This window comes from Mesorhizobium sp. WSM4841 (assembly GCF_055811515.1).
The window spans coordinates 1-16,256 of the sequence record NZ_JBVVQC010000001.1; the positions used below are offsets into that span (position 1 = coordinate 1).

A 16,256-nucleotide genomic window follows, 5' to 3' on the forward strand; every position below is an offset into this window, starting at 1 on the left:
AGTTGGGACAAAGCGCTCCAACGCAGATCACTTTCAAGGTTGACGCGAAAATCGCTTTCTTCACGGACGACTATCGCCGCGCCGGTGACGCCACCAAGAACGAACCCAGCGCCTATATCGACGAGATCGCGACCGTATGCGGCCCCGATTATATAGTTGTCCGTGTAGTCGGCACCAAAAACGTTGATCGTATCCCCGAAGGCCCCGCTCGCAAACACGCCACCAAAGACATAGACATCATTCTTCGTCGGCAGACCATCTGTGAAAGGATCTTGGGTCGCAAAATAGATAAAGGGAGAATTGTCATCGGCGAGTCCAGAACTGACTGAAATGGTCAAGATCACCGCAGCCAGGGCCACTCGCAGTCCACGCATAGACAAGCTCCGAATCAATCCATGCCATCGTTCGCACTTGCACAGGAGAAAACAAGGTACGAATTGGTTTATCGCCAGAATACTGGATGCGGGTCATCCTATACCTCGAGCTCTTCTTTAGGCCCTGCCATGCGGCTCGCAAAGACAACGGCCTCAGTCAGCCCGATGTTGCGCGCCGGTAATCGTGGCCATAGTTGTCGCCGGGTTGCTAAGGACGGCGCTTAGAGACAAGGCGAACTAACGAAAGGCTGGCAAGGCTCAATGAAGGCAGCCCGTCGACGCGATACTCTCTCCCTTACGCACCAATTTGCTCCAGAGGCCGGCTCATATTAGCCCAGTGGACGGACAGTAATTCCGCCAACTGGGGCAACAAAATCCGCTTGCCAGCGTTGCGATTGGGTCGATCACGCATCGTTGTTTCGCTAGGCGCGGATACTGTAGAGCCGCCAAACGCGTTAGTTCTGTCTTGGCCGAGCGCGGGGCATCCTCATCCAAGAGCGTGGTCGGCCGCGGTCCAACTGGTGCATGACCGGGGTGACCATAACGCCATGCATAACAATTGAACTCAAAACGGTGAAGCAGACCGTTACCCAAAGAATTGTCGCACCGTCGAATTCAGCCTGCCCGAGTGCAAATGCGAGGTAGTAGAACGACCCAAGGCCGCGTATTCCAAAAAAAGCAATCACAGCCTTTTCGCGTGATGACACCGGAAAACCGATTAGCCCAACCCACGCCGCGATCGGTCGTACAACGAACAGCACCAGGGCGGTAATGACGATCACCTGCCAACTCAAGGCGCCAAAAATCGACCCTTCTGCGATGGCTGCCCCAAAGCAGACCAGCAGGACCATCATCAGCAATCGCTCAATCTGCTCCGCGAAGTCGTGCAAGCTCTCATGATACTCGTGCTGCCGCTCGACGGACCGTAGCGCCACGGCCGCGATGAACACTGCAAGGAAGCCGTAGCCGTGAAGCATTTCGGTCGAGCCGTACGCAAGGCAGGTGATACCGAGCGCAACAAAGCCGTCTCTCGTCTCTGACAAACCCGACCGTTTTGGTAGATGAAACGTAAGGTAGCCCATGACTTTTCCGCCCAGCCATCCGATACCAACGCCTGCGGCGATCTTCCATAGAACATCCACGGCGAGCCAGCGTGTGAAGTAAGGCTCGCCCGACTCACTGGACAGCGCAATTGCGATGGCGAGATAGACGAACGGAAACGCCGCTCCATCATTGAGGCCGGCCTCGGAGGTAAGAGCAAAGCGCACGTCATCCTCCTTGCCGGATTGAGGTGGACCAACCTGTATGTCGCTTGCCAGAACAGGATCAGTTGGCGCCAAAGCAGCCCCAAGCAGAAGTGCTGCGGCAAGGCCAAGCCCGAGCATTGACCAGCCGAGAAATGCAATTCCTGCGATCGTCAGAGGCATGGCGATGCCGAGGAGGCGCCATGACGACTCCCAACCCCGCCAACTCACTGGCCGGTCCAGCTTCAGGCCTGCCCCCATAAGGGCGACGATGACAACCAACTCTGTGAGGCGTTCGGTTAGTACCCGGTTCTCAAGTGGGTTCACCCCGACGAGCGGAGAGAATGGTGACCAAACCAAAAGAACCCCGATCCCGATGCAAACCATTGGCAGCGAAAGCGGAAGCTTCCTGAGAAGCATGGGTAGCCAGGCCGTAACGAGCACGATTGCTCCAAAAACCGCCAAGAGGAGGGCATCGGACTGCATGTGGGTTTAGACCGTTGAACGCATGTTCGAAGCGCCAACCTGCTTCCAACCCGAGCGCAAACAGGCACACCTCACCCAATACTCGCCCGCCATGTGCTTCCCCAGCGCGTCGCTCGACCGACGCCATCGTAACACGGACATGGAACTGCTGTCCGGCCTAAGGGCAGCTCGCTTTTCTGCTGGAGAAGATCGCATCATGTCGTTGAATCATTCGCCTATTATTGGCGAGTGAGCAAATGCAAACGCTGGTTTGCAGTTTGACACCGCCGGGGATCAGCAAGATCACGCGCCGTCACCTACTATCGTGTGTCCACCCAGAGATATCGACAAAGCCGGTTTATCGACACCACTAGCCAGGCTGTTCGAATCACGCACTGAGTGCTAGGGCTTGTGTCTGCATGGGGGAATCTTCGACCACGCAACGCGGTGTTGCTGGCTTGTTTTCTTCGTGCCACGGAGGGACAATGGCCGGCACTCCTTTGATCAGTATTCTGATCACTTTCCTCGTAATCGTGCTGGTGCTGTATCTTGTCAACCGGCTGCCGCTTGATGGTCGTACTCGTCAGATTGCCCAGATTATCGTGATCATTATCGGCATCATTTCGCTGCTGAAGTACCTCGCGGTGTTTTAAGCCACCACGCGCGCGATAGGCCGTGGGGCTGTCGTGGAACACGGCGCGAACGTCATGCAGAAAATTGATTTCCTCATCGCCGAAGCGGGCAAGCTACGCCTCAGGCTCATCATCGCCTTCCTGGATTTTTGGGCCTGCGGGCAACCCGATCGGGGCCAACATGTCGCTGCGCGCCGACGCGCTGCGGCGCGCAGCGACGAATACGATCGGGTGATGGCTTGCACCTCGCATCTTCCCGGTGCGTTTGTGTCTTCCGGACGGCCAAACAACGACTGAAGACGGTAAATCCGGAACGTTTTCGCGCCGGCGCGGGTTGTCGAGGAGATGCCTCGAAACGCATGGGACGCCGGTGAAATGGCCATTCTTTCGGGAAAACCGGGAAGCTGTTGGGTGGCGGCAGCCACCGCTACGAACTATCCCCCGCTCGAGGGCTCGATCCATGCCGATGCCGTTGTCGTGGGCGCCGGGATTGTCGGGCTGACGACGGCGCTTCGACTTTGCGAGGCCGGTCGGTCGGTGATCGTCATCGAAGGCCTGCGGACAGGCGGCCAGGTGACCGGCCGCTCGACGGCCAAGATCACGACGCAGCACGCGCTGATCTATCGCCATCTCATCGACACTTTCGGGCGGGACCTGGCGCAAGCCTATGCCGATGCGAACTCCGCCGGCGCCGTCCAGATCCGGGAATCGGTTCGCAACCATGCCATTCCCTGCGATCTCGAGGCCAAGGACGCCTATACCTACACCTGCGATGCAAGCCGGCGCGCGGAGATCGTGGCCGAGGCAGAGGCCGCGCGCCAAGTTGGGCTGGACGCCGATGTTCTGGAGCGCGCGCCGCTGCCTTTCGAAACGGCCGCCGCTCTGCGTTTTTCCGACCAGGCTCAGTTCAATCCGGCGATGTATCTGGTTGGCCTGGCTCAAGCGACGACGGCCCGTGGCGGACGGATTTTCGAGAACAGCCGCGCGATCTCGATCGGCGAGGCAAGCCGCTGGCGCGTCGTCACCGACAGCGGCGCCGTTCACGCCGAGCATGTGGTCGTCGCCACCAACATGACGGTGAAGAGCCCCGTCGGAATGGCGAACCGGACCCAGCCGCGCTGCCACATTGCCATGGCGTTTCGGATCGATGACCCTCTTGCTGTCGACGGCATGTTCATCGGCATCGACGATCCGACGCATTCCATCCGCAACGGCCGCGATGCCGAAGGGCCGCTGCTGGTCGCGCTCGGCCCCAAGTTTGACACGGGCCAGGACGGCGACGTGGCGAAACGGTTCGTCGAGCTGGAACAATGGGCAAGAATGAACCTTCCCGTTGGGGACGTTGCGTGGCGCTGGTGTAACGAGGACTATGATACGGCCGATAGAGTTCCGTATGCCGGCGAACCCGATCCGGACAAAGCCTCCGGTTTTCATATCGCCACGGGATTCAACGCCTGGGGCATCACCAATGGAACGGCCGCAGGCACGATGATCGCGGATTTGATCTGCGCTCGGTCGAGCCCATGGCAAAGGCTCTATGACCCGGCGCGGTGTTATCCCGAGGACTTTCATAAGAATGGCCGTAGCCAATCGATTGTCTCAAGCCTCGACGACATCGTGCCCGGCATGGGCGGTGTGATCGTCAGGGGTGACGAAAAGATCGCGGCGTGGAGAGACACTGAAGGGGTACTCCACCCCGTTTCGGCGACATGCACCCACAAGGGCTGCACCGTGACCTGGAACAACGCGGACAACACCTGGGATTGTCCTTGCCATGGCTCGATTTTCGCCGCCGACGGTTCGGTCATCCATGGCCCGGCTCGAAAACCGCTTGCCCCGGCCGCGCTGTAAAAGGGCGACTGACACGGCCCGGCGTTACCGTGCGTAGGTTCCGACCAGCTCGGTCTGCTCCAGCGCATGCTTCTTGGCTTCCTTCCAGACAGACTGCACGCCCGCCTGTCCCGGCACACTGAGACTCGGCACGTCGAGCGCGGCCAGCCGGAAATAATAATGATGGACGCCATGTCCCACTGGCGGCTGCGGGCCGTCGTAATAGGCATTGCCGAAATCGTTGGTGCCTTGGCGAAGTGCCGACGGACCTGGCTTGCCATCCTGCGCCTCGGCGAGTTCGCTGGCATCGGGCGGGATATTGAACACCGCCCAGTGCCCGAAAATCCCGCTCGGCGCGTCGGGATCCTGCACGACAAGAACAAGGCTTTTCGCACCATCCGGAACACCGGACCACTTCAGCGGCGGCGAGACGTTCTGGCCGTCACGGGTGTACCTTTCAGGGATTTTCCCGCCAGCCGGGAACGCCGGGCTGATAAGGGTAAGTGGCATTTCCATTTCCTCAAAGAACATGCCATGCGATCTGCCGATCCGGTCCCATCTCGGCCATGATCTCGTCGAGCCAGATGTTTGTGGTCTGCAGCGTCTTGTCGAATACGTCGAGTCCGGTGGCGCTCATCGAAGCCTCCTTTTTTTGCTAGCTGTTCGAATGACTCATTCGACGAAACGGCCTTGGTCGGCTGTTGTTCCCGGTGCCAGCCCCGTTTGTCAGCCTAAGAGGCGATCTCTTGCGAAAGCGTGCGATCTATCCGGCCAAGCTTACGCTCGATGCGTTCCCGTCAAGATTTGGGCATGGCCACGGCAACGAAAAGCGACTCCCCCTGCCTGTCGATGCGGAACAATATGGGCTTGTTCTGCTGGCGGGATTTCGCCCACTCCTCCTGGACGTCCGATGGCTGTGTCACATTCCGGTTGTTGGCCGAGACGATCACGTCCCCAGGCCGGAGGCCGTTTTGGCCGGCGAGGCCGTTCGGCGCCACTTCTTGCACGAAAACCCCGGTGGTGCCCGGCTGGAGTCCGAGCTGCTGGCGCGCCTCGTCGGGGATCGGGCTGAGTGACAATCCAAGACGCGCATCTGCCGTTTCCTGCTTTGGTACGGCGCCACTTTGTACCTCCTCATCGTCGCGCTGACCGACGGTCAGAGCTATTTCCTGTTGGCTGCCCCCGCGGTTCCTTGTGAGCGTCGTCTTTGTCCCCGGCTTTTGGCTCGCAACCGCGAGCGTCAGATCGTGGACGCTCCGGATGTCCTTGCCGTTAAAACGCGTAATCACGTCTCCCGCCTGTATGCCCGCCTTCTCCGCCGGACTGCCGGGTTCGACCGAAGCGACCAGCGCTCCATTGCTGCCAGCTACTCCAAGCGCCTCGGCAAGCGACGGGGTGACCTCCTGGAGGCGCACCCCGATGAAGCCACGCTCAATCCGGCCGGTGCGGATCAACTGGTCGACGATGCTCCGGGCGGTGCGGGATGGTATCGCAAAGCCAATTCCTATGCTGCCGCCTGAAGGGGACACGATGGCCGAATTGACCCCGATGACTTCGCCGCGCGCATTGAACAGGGGACCGCCGGAATTGCCCCGATTGATTGAGGCGTCCGTCTGGAGAAAGTCGTCGTAAGGACCGGCCTGAATGTCGCGCGAACGGGCCGAAAGCACGCCGACGGTGACGGTCCCTCCGAGCCCGAACGGACTGCCGATCGCGATCGTCCATGCGCCGGGTTGTACTGCATCGGAGTCACCCCAGGCGGTCGTCATCATATTGGGCCGTGGATCGACCTTAAGCACGGCGATGTCGGTCTCCGGATCGCGGCCAACCAGTTGGGCGGGCGAAGTTTCCTTGTCCGAAAAAACAACGTGGATCTCAGTCGCGTCGGCAACAACATGGTTGTTGGTGACGATATAGCCCTCTGGGCTGATCACGAAGCCGGAGCCAAGAGCCTCCCGCACCTGCGGTTGCACCGGTTCAGGGCCGCCGAAAGGGCCGAGAAAATCGTTCAATGTCGTCTGGTCCTGGATAATCTGTCGGGTGGTTATCGCGACCACGGCCGGAATTTTCTGGCGCACGATCGCCGTGAAGTCGTTCGGGATTTCCTGGGCTACGACCGGAGCAAAGCCGCCGGCCGAGAGCATCAGAATTCCGGTGATCAGGCCGGCGCAGAGTCTTTTGTTCAACACCGGAGACATGGTGGTCTGCGACTCCTTCAGCGTTCAGTGATCAAGCATATGACCGTTCCAGCATGAGCAAGCGGCTCACCAGCGGATTACGACAACCTTGTCGTTTCGTTGGCGAGCTCGACAGCTTCGGTGCCATCCGGTTTGCGGCTTTCGATCCAGGCACTGTCTACTGTTTCTATGCCAGCAATGTTGGCCGCAAAGGCCTCGTCAATCTCGGCGGCACAGACCAGAGTGTCCGGTGGCAGGTTCTTCACTTGGTCCATCAACTCGCGAAGCCTCATGGCAAACCTCCTTGGGCCTGGATTCTTTCGGCCGCACACTCCAACCATGTCCCTCAAGAAAGGTTCCCCGACGAGATCTGCGGGCATGTCACAGGGACGAGATTTGCGGGAATGTCACAGGATGTCTCTGCGCAAAGGTCTCTCGTAGAGCCCGAGAGAACGGTTCTTTGAATGCCACGACCCGACCTCGGAAGTTCATTGGAACTTCCAGCCCGCAATCCGGTTAGGTGGGCAAGGATTTGAAGCGGATTGAATGGAAGATGATGTCCCCAGCGCTTGGTGAAAATCCGCGCTCGACTGCCAGGATCGCAGGGTATCCCATTTACCCGATGCTCGTCCTGTTTCCGGACCTGCGCTGGACCCCGAAACGAGGAGGAGACCCATGACGACCATGAAAGCAGTCCGTGTTCATAGTTTTGGCGGGCCAGAGGTTCTGTCGCTGGATGACGTTCCCATGCCTCAGCCCCGTGACGACGAGGTCACGCTCAAGGTCTGCGCAGCAAGCGTCAATCCCGTCGACTACAAGACCCGCGAGGGTTCGGTGGGCGGGGATCTGCCCGTTACGCTCGGCCGCGACGTATCGGGCGTGGTGGAGCTGTGCGGCACGCGGGCGCATACGTTGAAGAAGGGCGATCCGATGTTTGCCATGCTTGGCAACGACCGCGGTGGCAACGCCGAATACGTCGTGGTCAAGGCGACGGAAGCGGCGGCAAAACCGGAACGTCTAAGCCATGTGGAAGCCGCCGCCGTGCCGCTTGCGGGGATTACAGCATGGCAGGGGCTTTTCGACCACGGCGACCTCAAATCCGGGCAGCGGGTTCTCATCCATGGCGGCGCCGGCGGTGTCGGACATCTGGCGATTCAGTTTGCCAAGGCTGCGGGCGCATTTGTCGTGACGACCGTTGCTGCCGAAGATTTCGATTTCGTCCGCGAGCTTGGCGCCGACCAGGCCGTCGACTACAAGAACCAGCGCTTCGAGGATGAGGTCGAAGACATCGATATGGTTTTCGATCTGGTCGCGGGCGACACACAGGACCGCTCCTGGAGTGTACTGAAGCCAGGCGGGGTACTTGTTTCCACCGTTTCTGAGCCCTCGGCCGAACAGGCACGCCTGCATCAGGCGCGTGGCGTTTCTTATCTGGCTGAGCCAAATGCGGCGCAGCTCGCGAGGATCAGCCGCCTCATTGACGCCGGCAAGGTAACTCCGTTCGTGCAGGTGACTTATCCTCTGGAGGAGGTCGCTAAGGCCGAGGAACGGCTGGAGAGCGAGCATACGCGCGGCAAGATCGTGCTTCAGGTGGCCGCCTGAGCCCGGATGCTCGAAGTTCCCCGGAATGTTCAAGTTCAAAGTGAACCAATTCTGCGGACAAGCCGTGCCGACGGGCAACTGACTGCGGACCGCATTCAGCCATTACGAGCAGAAGAACGAAGCTGCTTGGCGCTGATTCATCCGTAAGTGCCGATTAATTCCGCCTCACCCAACATGTTTTCACGGGCAGCCTGCCACACGACCAGGGCATCGGGTTCCGGGCCGATGGGAAGATTGGCAATGCCAAGGGCCGCGAGCCTGAAGCGGTAGGTGTGTGGCTTACCGCCCGGATGCTGGTCGGGTCCATCGTAGTGAAGATTACCGAAATCATTGAAGCCATGAGGCAGGTCCTCGGTTCGCGCTTTGGAACTCCGCCCTTCGGCCAAATGACGCCGGTCTCCGCCGATGTCGTAGACGACCCAATGCCGGGACGCCTGTGACGGTGCATCCGTATCTTCCATTACGAGCACGTAGCTCCGAGTGCCCGGCGGCGGATCGCTCCATTCCAGAAACGGAGAGAGATTATCGCCGCGCCGGGCATGACGATCCGGAATGGGCTGGCCGTTCTGAAAGGCGGGACTGGTCAAAGTGAACGCCATCACTTTCTTCCTTGCTCGGCTAGACTCGTCGAAATAGAGGCGCTGGGCGCTCTCGTAGCTGCCTTCTTCCATCAGACGATCCCAACAACCACAACCAGCTATTGTTCCTCCGAGAGCGATGCATATGTGGTGGTATGGATCGTATGAGCGCGGGCCGTGTTCACATGAAGTCGAGCTTCATCCTGGTCACCCTTTAGATGGGGTCCGCTCGAATTTGTGCTCGCCGACAATGAGCCCCGACCGGGCGAGCATGAGGTCTTCACCCGGCCGCTCTGAAAGCACGGCATCGGCTCCACCATCCACTGCGTTGCCGGCAATGCCACCAGCATCTGGCGGCCAGTCGCGAACGAGAACGATCAAGACTTGTCGTCACCGTTCTGCGCTGGCCTCAATGCACAAACCTTGCCCTCAGCCAAGCCAGAAGTCTGTTGCCGGTAATTGTCCGACGAACTCTGGCGGCAGCCCATCGCGCTTGCATCGTAGCACCGACGTGGCAGTGACAGACGATGTTGTGCAACTGCCAGTCACTGAGTTCGAAGAAGCGCTTTGCCTCACCGTAGGTATCATCTTTCAGACCCATGGCGCGCAGCACCGGATCTTCATAGGCAACAGTGATCGGCGAGCCAGCGCCACGCGCTACAGCACGGGCTTCAGGACTGAGATATTCGGTGCCTGAAAGCGCTCCAAGGCAACGCCGTGGATTTTGTTCGAGAAGCTTTGCCCAACGCTCGATCCGCTGCGTCCGAGACATGGTCGGGTATGTCGCCGAGGGCTCAACTTTTGCAATTGTCTGCAGTTGGTCGAGTGTTTGGTGTTTCATGGTCGGCTCCTTTCGATAGGTCGAAGTGCCCACGCCCTAACAAAAGATTATTGCGCTGCGACGCGCCGACAAGGCCGGAATTGGCAATGTTAGAAGTTTGCCCCTCGCACGGTTCGTTTCAGGAACCTTCTCGGGGGCCTGCTTGTTTTTGCTAGTGAAAGGAGAACGTCATGAGCACAAAACCACCACCCGTTCCGGCCGAGAACCAGAGTCCTAAGGGTCCGGGCGACAGGAAGTCGGTTCCTGTCGACCAGACGCAGCACAGCCATTCCGCCCCAAATCCCGACAAACAGGGCCAGCAGGGCAACACGAAAGTCAATACGACCCATCAGGGCCACCAGCAGGACCGTTAGGTGATTTCATGTCCACGTCGAAGAAGACCCGCGCCAGCATCCGCCATGGCGGTCCTGGCGCATCGCACGAAAATGCCAAGGAGCCGCTGGTGATAGAAAAGCCGCCAGCCGATTCCGATCTGCGCAGCCGCAGCAAGATCTCAGGCGGCGGAGGCGAACGCGACAGCCACCATACTCATGACCCCGAAAAGAAGGGCGGCGGCACCCGACCGGCACGCCAAGGAAGGTGAATGATTATTCACGTCTTCGTTGAAGCCTGCGGCGTGGCGCCTCGCATTTTCGCATGAAAATCCGAGGCGCCGAACATCATCAGGCCGTCTGACTGTGAGCACCGCCTGGCGCAGTGGTCCGGGCCCGCTGGCTCCCGGCCGGTGGGCTTTCTCGTGAGCCTACCGGCTTTTCCCGCTAGACGAGCGACAACGATGCTACTTCCGGTGGAACAGGAAGCCCCTCTGGGAGTTCATACCGTCATCAACAGGCGCATGGGCGTGCCCTTGTATGGTGCGGCAGCGCAAGAATGGGAGAACCACCATGAGCCTCGGAACCATACTCATCATCATTTTGATCCTTATCTTGCTTGGCGGGTTCAGCGGTCTGGGTGGCGGGCCGTTCTACGGCACTGGCTATTATGGCGGTGGCGGCCTCGGTCTCGTTCTGCTGATCTTGATTATCCTGGTCCTTCTCGGACGCATTTAGTGCCCGCACGATTAGGCGGACAAACTTCAGCGTTGATCCGGTGTCGCTCTAATGCATGTCGCGCAAAAGTGCGCAGCGGTTTTGCGATAACGACATGCATGAAAACAACAACCTAAAGCGCGTCGCGTGAGGTCGGTTGAGGTCGGTCGAACGCGACGCGCTTTAGGCCTCGTCCGGGAATGTCGCCGCGGCTGCGGGCAAAGGGGCGCACGTGATTGTCCCGACGGAACCGAAATCGCTCAAGGGCATTATGTCCGCTGCAGAAATCCACGAGAATGGCGCCCCAACGTGAACTTCGTTGAACAAGCGGATATCGGCCTCGGAGTTCCAGGGATTCCGCCTGCCGATCTGATGCAGGCACTGCCCGTTGCCATTTACACCGTCGACGAACAGGGACGCATCACCTTCTTCAACGAAGCCGCAGCCGAGCTCTGGGGCCATCGTCCTGTTGTCGGTCGGGACCTATGGTGCGGCTCGTGGAAGCTTCGTCACCTGGACGGTCGGGATATGGCGCATGGCGAGTGTCCGATGGCCGTGGCGCTGCGCGAAGGACGGGATGTCTCATGGGACCAGGCGATTGCGGAGCGGCCGGATGGCGAACTCGTCCCATTCAGGGCTCACCCACGCCTGCTTCGCGACGAAGCGGGCAATGTTGTCGGTGCGATCAACACGCTGCTCGACCTGCGCACGCAGACGCTGGGCGATGAAGCCCGCATGCGTCTTGCCGCCATTGTCGAGTCGTCGATGGACGCCATCGTCTCGAAGGACATGAATGGCATTATCACCAGCTGGAACGACGCTGCAGAACGCCTGTTCGGCTACACGCCTGCCGAGGCGATCGGCCGGCCGGTGACGATGCTCATTCCGCCCGATCGTCTCGACGAGGAAGTCTCGATCATCAGCCGCATCCGCGCCGGCGAACGCGTCCCCTCCTATGAGACGATGCGCCTGCGCAAGGACGGCACGCTCGTTTCCGTCTCGCTCACCGTCTCGCCGATCCGCGACGCCATCGGGAGGGTCGTCGGCGCCTCCAAGATCGCGCGCGACATCAGTTCCCACAAGGAGAACGAACGGCGCATCCGTCTGCTCATGCGCGAAGTCAACCATAGGGTGAAGAACCAGTTCTCGGTCATCATCTCGATGATCCGCGAGACCAGCAAGCTGACGAGCACACCTGAGGCTTTCCTCGGGCAGGTCCGGGAGCGCATCACGGCGCTTTCGGAATCCCATGATCTCCTGGTCAATGCCGAGTGGCGCGGCGCCACGGTCGGCGAACTCATCAAGGCACAGCTCAAGGCCTTTGCAGCGCAGTCCCGCGTATCGATGGCCGGGCCAATGCTGATTCTGCAGCCGAATGCCGTGCAGTATCTCGGCATAGCCTTTCACGAACTCGCCACCAATTCGGCAAAACATGGAGCGCTGTCCTGCAACGGCGGACGCGTCGAAATCGATTGGAATGTGATCCCTGCCGGCGACGGCGCCGACACCTTTCGACTGGTCTGGCGTGAGTTGGACGGGCCGATCCTGGACGCTGTCAGGGGGCGCGGTTTCGGAGCGGTCGTCCTCGAGCGCGTGGCGCCACAAGCGCTCAGCGGCAGCGGGCGGCTGGAGTTCCACGAGCAAGGCGTCACCTGGACGCTCGAAGCGCCGTTGCATTTCGTCCAGGCGTCGATGCAGGATAACGCGGCCGATTGAAAGCGCCCGGGAAGCTGAGCGCTTCCCGCCGACCGACTGTGCTGACGCTCAGCCGGACTTACTGCATTCGGTCCGGCTGGCGAAGATAGAGCGAAACTGCCCTGTCCTCCACAACGTCGAGGTTGCCTCTCCCAGGCAAAGCATCGCGATGAACTGAGAGCCGATGGACGTTAGCCAATTCGAAGACGGTCAGGCTGTCGAACTCCATGGCTGCCCCGTAGAACTGGGCGGCTTGCAACACCAGGCATTCGATGTCTTCAAGCGCAACGTTTTCGGCGAGGTTTCGCAGCCGAACGGTCTCAGCCACCCCAGTGACATTGACTATCCCCTTGCACCGGGCGGCTGCCCACACTTGCCGGTCGACGTCATGACACAAACGAACCGAATAACCGTCTCTCATGGAGAACCCTCCTTTCAGGAGCGGTTTGTCCCTCGGGATCAGCATGCGCCAGATCGGCTCAAATAACAAGCTGAAATCCATAAAATTTTCTTGTAAAATCAAGCAGTTAGTATATCACGCAGGATACGCAATCGACGCCTCACATTAACTCCGGGCCTTTCACGCCAACGGCTTATTGACCGACCTTGACGCACACTCAGCCTTTCCCTAACTCTTAGTTAAATACTAACTTTGAGCGGCTGGAGGCAGAAATGGCCGAACTGGAAAGACCCGAACGACTGCAGATCATGCTGACTGCTGATGAATTGGCTGCACTGGAAAACTGGCGCTTCGAAAGGCGCATGCCAAGCCGATCGGCGGCCGTCAGAGAGTTGCTGCGGCGCGGTCTCCACGCCGACGGATTTTTGATCGCGGCACAAGGTGCAAAGTCACAGGATTTTGGAATTCTGCCCAATTCCGGGATTGTTGATGGACCGTCTCGCGACTAAAGCGCGTCGCGTTCGACCGGCCTCACGCGACGCGCTTTAGGTTGTCGTTTTATGCATGTTGTTATCGCAAAACCGCTGCACACTTTTGCGCGACATGCATTGGCCGTCTCGCCAGATATGGCCGGCTTCAAAGTAGATGAAATGCTAGGCCGGCACAAACAGGCGCTACCTACGGTCGGTGGCGGCCTGGCCATCAATTACAGCCTCGAAAAGTCGGGGGACACCGGGGAATCAAGCGCTGCCCGAACAGGCTCTGGCGCCGCGCTACATGCTGTTCAGGAATTCGATGATGGCGCGCCGCTCCTCGGCATTGTTGAAGCGCTGAACCATTCGTGTGCCGCCCACCATGGCAGTCGGATTCGCGAGGTAGGTTTCCAGCGTCTCGGACGTCCAGGTGATGCCGGAGTCGCGCAGGGCGGGCGAGTAGTTGAAGCCTTCGACGCTGGCGGCGGCGCGGCCGACGACGCCCTGCAGGTGAGGTCCGGCACCGTTCCGGGTGGTCGCGATCTGGTGGCAGGCCCCGCAGCGCTGCCGGAACAGGCGCTCTCCTGAACCGGGATCCGCCTCCTGGGCAACGGACAGATCCGTTGCCCAGCTTGCTGCAATCATCGTCAAGGCAGGTAGTACTAGATTCCTCATCCTTCCATGCCCTTCAGGTCGAGCTTCGAGAGGGGCAGGCTGCGGATACGCTGGCCCGTGAGCACCGAGGCGGCATTTACCACTGCCGGCGGCACGCCGGGCAGGCCAGGCTCGCCGATGCCGCCCATCGGCGCACCGCTTTCGACGATGCGAACATGCACGCGCGGCATGCGGTCTGGCGGCAGGATCGGATAGCCGTCGAAATTGCGCGCCTGCGGCATGCCGTCGACATAGACGACTTCCTCCAGCAGCGCCGAGGACAGGCCAAGTGCGACCGCCGAGTTCACCTGCGCCTCGATGATGGCCGGATTGACGATGCTTCCGGGATCGATCGCCACCCAGATCTGGTGCACGACGACCTCGCCGTCGCGCAGCGAGACTTCGGCGATCGTCGCCACCTCGCTGCCGAAGGGCGAGGCCATCGCGACGCCGCGCGCGCGGCGGCTGCCGTCCTCTGCCGCGAAGGGACCGCGCTTCCAGCCCCCGGACAGATCGACGACTGCCTGCAGAAGATTGCTGTGGCGCGGTCTGTCCGCGAGAAGCCGCAGCCGCAGTTCGTAGGGGTCCTGCTGACCTGCGTCGGCCATTTCATCGAAGAACGTCTCGTAGAAGAAGTCGTTCATCGAATGACCAACCGACCGCCAGAATCCGATGATCGCCGGGTCGTCGACGTGAACCTGGCCGACGCGCCGGTTCGGAATCGCATAGACTTTACCCGCGATGCCTTCGACGGCGGAGCTGTCCACCTTGTCCGGCTGGCGGCCGAACCAACGTCCTGTCGGACCTTCACCCACCGCAACGGCATCCAGAGCGACCGGCAAACCGTCGCCGTCGAGACCGGCGCGGAAACGGGCGACCCCCATTGGTCTCAACGTGTCGCGCAGGAATTCCTCCTCGCGGCTCCAGATGAGCTTGACGGGACGACCTGCCGCCTTCGCTAGCAGGATCGCCTGCGGGAACGGGTTGGCCGTCTGATAGAGGAAATGCCGCCCGAAGAAGCCGCCGAGCATAGGGGAGTGGATGATCACCTTGCCCGGCTCGATGCCGGCGACCTTTGCAGCCTCGGCCTGGAACATCTCGGGCGCCTGGTTTGGGATCCAAAGCTCGAGAGTCCCGTCCGCATTCCAATGCGCGATCGCCGAGGGCGGCTCGAGCTGCCCGTGCACGAGGTAGGGAGCGTCATAGGTCGCCTCCACAATCCGCGCTGCGCCGGCAAGGGTGCCTGCGGCGTCGCCTTCCTGCTCGAAAGCGACGCCGTCTCCGGGTGTCGACTTCAACATTGCCTTGTGGGTCTCGGAGGCGAAATCAGCCGGCATGGCGCGAGGCGTTGCAGCCGCAGGCTCCGTCCAGGTCACCTGCAGAGCTTCCACCGCGCGGCGCGCTCGCCACCAGGTGTCGGCGACGACCGCCACGGCCCCAGGCAAGCGGTGAATCGAGTGCACGCCGGGCATGGCCTGAACCTCGGCCTCGTTCGTCAAGGCGCCCGGCTCCCCGCCGAGACGCGGGCTGTGCTGGACGGCGGCGTGAAGCATACCGTCCACCTTGAGGTCGATCCCATACTGCGCGCGTCCCGTCGACTTCTCGCGCCCGTCGAGCCGGCGAACGGGCTTGCCAATCCAGCGGAAATCGTCGCGAGATCGCAGCACGACATCCGTCGGTACCGACAGATCGGCGGCCGCATCGGCGATCTCGCCGTAAGGGATCGCCCGCCCGGACGCTGCATGGACCACGCGGCCCGGTTCGGTGGATAGCTCCGAGATGGACAGCCCGAGCCGCGCGGCCGCTGCCTGCAGCAGCATCTGGCGTGCCGAGGCGCCGAGCTTGCGCATGGTCTCGTAGCTCATGCGCACCGACATACTGCCGCCGGTGAAGCGGCCGCCGCCGGTCAGGAGATAATCGGGACCGGGAGGCGCTCCCTCGACCGTGAAGTTCACGGGATCGACATCCAACTCCTCACCGACAATCTGCGCCATGGCGGTGAAGATGCCCTGTCCGCCCTCGATGAAGGCACTGCGGAACAGCACGGTGCTATCAGGGCGGATTTCCAGAAAGGCACTGACGCGAGCTCCGGGCGTGATGGATGCGGCGGCCTGCGTCCGGGCGCTTCCGACTGGCACCGTGACGGATAAGACGAGCGCTGCGGCGCCACCGAGAAAGCTGCGGCGCGAGATGTTGAGCGGACCCTCCTCGCTGCCTGTGGACCAGTGGTTCCGACTAGGAGTCATGTCGTTCATGGTTTCCT

Annotated in this window: 19 protein-coding genes and 2 pseudogenes; 10 read left to right on the forward strand and 11 right to left on the reverse strand. The window is 60.7% G+C overall.

Going from position 1 to position 16,256, the window contains the following annotated elements; genetic code table 11:
* Together AC0L14_RS00005 and AC0L14_RS00010 are read right to left on the reverse strand one after the other, a co-directional pair.
* Window positions 1-374, reverse strand: a 374-nt coding sequence (locus AC0L14_RS00005) for a hypothetical protein (RefSeq protein ID WP_473748320.1), incomplete at its 3' end; no start/stop codon positions are given.
* A gap of 455 nt (window positions 375-829) precedes the next feature.
* Window positions 830-2,104, reverse strand: a complete 1,275-nt coding sequence (locus tag AC0L14_RS00010) for a cation:proton antiporter (protein ID WP_473748321.1) — start codon at window positions 2,102-2,104, stop codon at window positions 830-832.
* Window positions 2,105-2,568: 464 nt separating this feature from the next.
* On the opposite strand from AC0L14_RS00010, the gene AC0L14_RS00015 reads away from it, so the two are divergent.
* The 3 genes from AC0L14_RS00015 (at window position 2,569) to AC0L14_RS00025 (ending at window position 4,566) form a co-directional block, all read left to right on the forward strand.
* Window positions 2,569-2,736, forward strand: a complete 168-nt coding sequence (locus tag AC0L14_RS00015) for a Thivi_2564 family membrane protein (RefSeq protein ID WP_095519840.1) — start codon at window positions 2,569-2,571, stop codon at window positions 2,734-2,736.
* A gap of 33 nt (window positions 2,737-2,769) precedes the next feature.
* Window positions 2,770-3,012 (forward strand): hypothetical protein, encoded by a 243-nt coding sequence (locus tag AC0L14_RS00020; RefSeq protein WP_473748322.1) that lies wholly within the window; start codon window positions 2,770-2,772, stop codon window positions 3,010-3,012.
* Between the two features lie 78 nt (window positions 3,013-3,090).
* Window positions 3,091-4,566: an FAD-dependent oxidoreductase gene (locus AC0L14_RS00025; protein ID WP_473748323.1), complete on the forward strand. Its 1,476-nt coding sequence runs from the start codon at window positions 3,091-3,093 to the stop codon at window positions 4,564-4,566.
* 24 nt (window positions 4,567-4,590) lie between these two features.
* Here AC0L14_RS00025 and AC0L14_RS00030 read toward each other — a convergent pair whose 3' ends face one another.
* From AC0L14_RS00030 to AC0L14_RS00045, 4 genes and pseudogenes are all read right to left on the reverse strand, one after another.
* On the reverse strand, window positions 4,591-5,055 hold the full coding sequence (locus AC0L14_RS00030; protein ID WP_473526352.1) for a YbhB/YbcL family Raf kinase inhibitor-like protein: 465 nt from the start codon (window positions 5,053-5,055) through the stop codon (window positions 4,591-4,593).
* A 13-nt stretch (window positions 5,056-5,068) separates the two neighbouring features.
* Window positions 5,069-5,182 (reverse strand): annotated as a pseudogene (locus AC0L14_RS00035) (DUF2267 domain-containing protein); the annotation flags it as partial.
* Between the two features lie 160 nt (window positions 5,183-5,342).
* Window positions 5,343-6,743 (reverse strand): Do family serine endopeptidase, encoded by a 1,401-nt coding sequence (locus AC0L14_RS00040; protein WP_473748324.1) that lies wholly within the window; start codon window positions 6,741-6,743, stop codon window positions 5,343-5,345.
* Between the two features lie 77 nt (window positions 6,744-6,820).
* On the reverse strand, window positions 6,821-7,015 hold the full coding sequence (locus AC0L14_RS00045; protein ID WP_473748325.1) for a sugar phosphorylase: 195 nt from the start codon (window positions 7,013-7,015) through the stop codon (window positions 6,821-6,823).
* 382 nt (window positions 7,016-7,397) lie between these two features.
* On the opposite strand from AC0L14_RS00045, the gene AC0L14_RS00050 reads away from it, so the two are divergent.
* Window positions 7,398-8,324 (forward strand): NADP-dependent oxidoreductase, encoded by a 927-nt coding sequence (locus AC0L14_RS00050; RefSeq protein WP_473748326.1) that lies wholly within the window; start codon window positions 7,398-7,400, stop codon window positions 8,322-8,324.
* 137 nt (window positions 8,325-8,461) lie between these two features.
* Here AC0L14_RS00050 and AC0L14_RS00055 read toward each other — a convergent pair whose 3' ends face one another.
* A complete protein-coding gene (locus AC0L14_RS00055; protein ID WP_244602683.1) occupies window positions 8,462-8,995 on the reverse strand; it encodes a YbhB/YbcL family Raf kinase inhibitor-like protein in 534 nt (177 codons plus the stop codon).
* Window positions 8,996-9,087: 92 nt separating this feature from the next.
* On the opposite strand from AC0L14_RS00055, the pseudogene AC0L14_RS00060 reads away from it, so the two are divergent.
* A pseudogene (locus tag AC0L14_RS00060) lies at window positions 9,088-9,196 on the forward strand (DUF4396 domain-containing protein); the annotation flags it as partial.
* 115 nt (window positions 9,197-9,311) lie between these two features.
* Here AC0L14_RS00060 and AC0L14_RS00065 read toward each other — a convergent pair.
* A complete protein-coding gene (locus tag AC0L14_RS00065; RefSeq protein WP_095491718.1) occupies window positions 9,312-9,743 on the reverse strand; it encodes a hypothetical protein in 432 nt (143 codons plus the stop codon).
* A 170-nt stretch (window positions 9,744-9,913) separates the two neighbouring features.
* On the opposite strand from AC0L14_RS00065, the gene AC0L14_RS00070 reads away from it, so the two are divergent.
* The 4 genes from AC0L14_RS00070 (at window position 9,914) to AC0L14_RS00085 (ending at window position 12,487) form a co-directional block, all read left to right on the forward strand.
* Window positions 9,914-10,096 (forward strand): hypothetical protein, encoded by a 183-nt coding sequence (locus tag AC0L14_RS00070; RefSeq protein WP_123147254.1) that lies wholly within the window; start codon window positions 9,914-9,916, stop codon window positions 10,094-10,096.
* Between the two features lie 8 nt (window positions 10,097-10,104).
* Window positions 10,105-10,326, forward strand: coding sequence for a hypothetical protein (locus AC0L14_RS00075; protein WP_123147253.1), 222 nt, complete (start codon window positions 10,105-10,107; stop codon window positions 10,324-10,326).
* Between the two features lie 301 nt (window positions 10,327-10,627).
* Window positions 10,628-10,792, forward strand: a complete 165-nt coding sequence (locus AC0L14_RS00080; RefSeq protein ID WP_077381102.1) for a DUF3309 family protein — start codon at window positions 10,628-10,630, stop codon at window positions 10,790-10,792.
* Window positions 10,793-11,080: 288 nt separating this feature from the next.
* Entirely contained in the window at window positions 11,081-12,487 is a 1,407-nt protein-coding gene (locus AC0L14_RS00085; RefSeq protein WP_473526356.1) for a PAS domain S-box protein, read from the forward strand.
* Window positions 12,488-12,545: 58 nt separating this feature from the next.
* Here AC0L14_RS00085 and AC0L14_RS00090 read toward each other — a convergent pair whose 3' ends face one another.
* Window positions 12,546-12,968 (reverse strand): hypothetical protein, encoded by a 423-nt coding sequence (locus AC0L14_RS00090; RefSeq protein WP_473526357.1) that lies wholly within the window; start codon window positions 12,966-12,968, stop codon window positions 12,546-12,548.
* A gap of 170 nt (window positions 12,969-13,138) precedes the next feature.
* On the opposite strand from AC0L14_RS00090, the gene AC0L14_RS00095 reads away from it, so the two are divergent.
* Window positions 13,139-13,375 (forward strand): hypothetical protein, encoded by a 237-nt coding sequence (locus AC0L14_RS00095; RefSeq protein ID WP_123147252.1) that lies wholly within the window; start codon window positions 13,139-13,141, stop codon window positions 13,373-13,375.
* A 264-nt stretch (window positions 13,376-13,639) separates the two neighbouring features.
* Here the strand turns inward: AC0L14_RS00095 and AC0L14_RS00100 are convergent, their stop codons facing one another.
* Both AC0L14_RS00100 and AC0L14_RS00105 read right to left on the reverse strand, forming a co-directional pair.
* Window positions 13,640-13,984 carry a c-type cytochrome gene (locus AC0L14_RS00100; protein WP_473748511.1) on the reverse strand — a complete coding sequence of 115 codons (345 nt, stop codon included), beginning with the start codon at window positions 13,982-13,984 and terminating at the stop codon, window positions 13,640-13,642.
* Window positions 13,985-14,010: 26 nt separating this feature from the next.
* Window positions 14,011-16,248: a xanthine dehydrogenase family protein molybdopterin-binding subunit gene (locus AC0L14_RS00105; RefSeq protein ID WP_473748327.1), complete on the reverse strand. Its 2,238-nt coding sequence runs from the start codon at window positions 16,246-16,248 to the stop codon at window positions 14,011-14,013.
* Between the last annotated feature and the right edge of the window lie 8 nt (window positions 16,249-16,256).

Coding starts and splice junctions, on each gene's coding strand:
- AC0L14_RS00010 (WP_473748321.1), bottom strand. CDS start 2,104: ATGCAGTCCGATGCCCTCCTCTTGGCGGTTTTTGGAGCAATCGTGCTC.
- AC0L14_RS00015 (WP_095519840.1), top strand. CDS start 2,569: ATGGCCGGCACTCCTTTGATCAGTATTCTGATCACTTTCCTCGTAATC.
- AC0L14_RS00025 (WP_473748323.1), top strand. CDS start 3,091: ATGGCCATTCTTTCGGGAAAACCGGGAAGCTGTTGGGTGGCGGCAGCC.
- AC0L14_RS00030 (WP_473526352.1), bottom strand. CDS start 5,055: ATGCCACTTACCCTTATCAGCCCGGCGTTCCCGGCTGGCGGGAAAATC.
- AC0L14_RS00040 (WP_473748324.1), bottom strand. CDS start 6,743: ATGTCTCCGGTGTTGAACAAAAGACTCTGCGCCGGCCTGATCACCGGA.
- AC0L14_RS00045 (WP_473748325.1), bottom strand. CDS start 7,015: ATGAGGCTTCGCGAGTTGATGGACCAAGTGAAGAACCTGCCACCGGAC.
- AC0L14_RS00050 (WP_473748326.1), top strand. CDS start 7,398: ATGACGACCATGAAAGCAGTCCGTGTTCATAGTTTTGGCGGGCCAGAG.
- AC0L14_RS00055 (WP_244602683.1), bottom strand. CDS start 8,995: ATGGAAGAAGGCAGCTACGAGAGCGCCCAGCGCCTCTATTTCGACGAG.
- AC0L14_RS00065 (WP_095491718.1), bottom strand. CDS start 9,743: ATGAAACACCAAACACTCGACCAACTGCAGACAATTGCAAAAGTTGAG.
- AC0L14_RS00070 (WP_123147254.1), top strand. CDS start 9,914: ATGAGCACAAAACCACCACCCGTTCCGGCCGAGAACCAGAGTCCTAAG.
- AC0L14_RS00075 (WP_123147253.1), top strand. CDS start 10,105: ATGTCCACGTCGAAGAAGACCCGCGCCAGCATCCGCCATGGCGGTCCT.
- AC0L14_RS00080 (WP_077381102.1), top strand. CDS start 10,628: ATGAGCCTCGGAACCATACTCATCATCATTTTGATCCTTATCTTGCTT.
- AC0L14_RS00090 (WP_473526357.1), bottom strand. CDS start 12,968: ATGGATTTCAGCTTGTTATTTGAGCCGATCTGGCGCATGCTGATCCCG.
- AC0L14_RS00095 (WP_123147252.1), top strand. CDS start 13,139: ATGGCCGAACTGGAAAGACCCGAACGACTGCAGATCATGCTGACTGCT.
- AC0L14_RS00100 (WP_473748511.1), bottom strand. CDS start 13,984: ATGATTGCAGCAAGCTGGGCAACGGATCTGTCCGTTGCCCAGGAGGCG.
- AC0L14_RS00105 (WP_473748327.1), bottom strand. CDS start 16,248: ATGAACGACATGACTCCTAGTCGGAACCACTGGTCCACAGGCAGCGAG.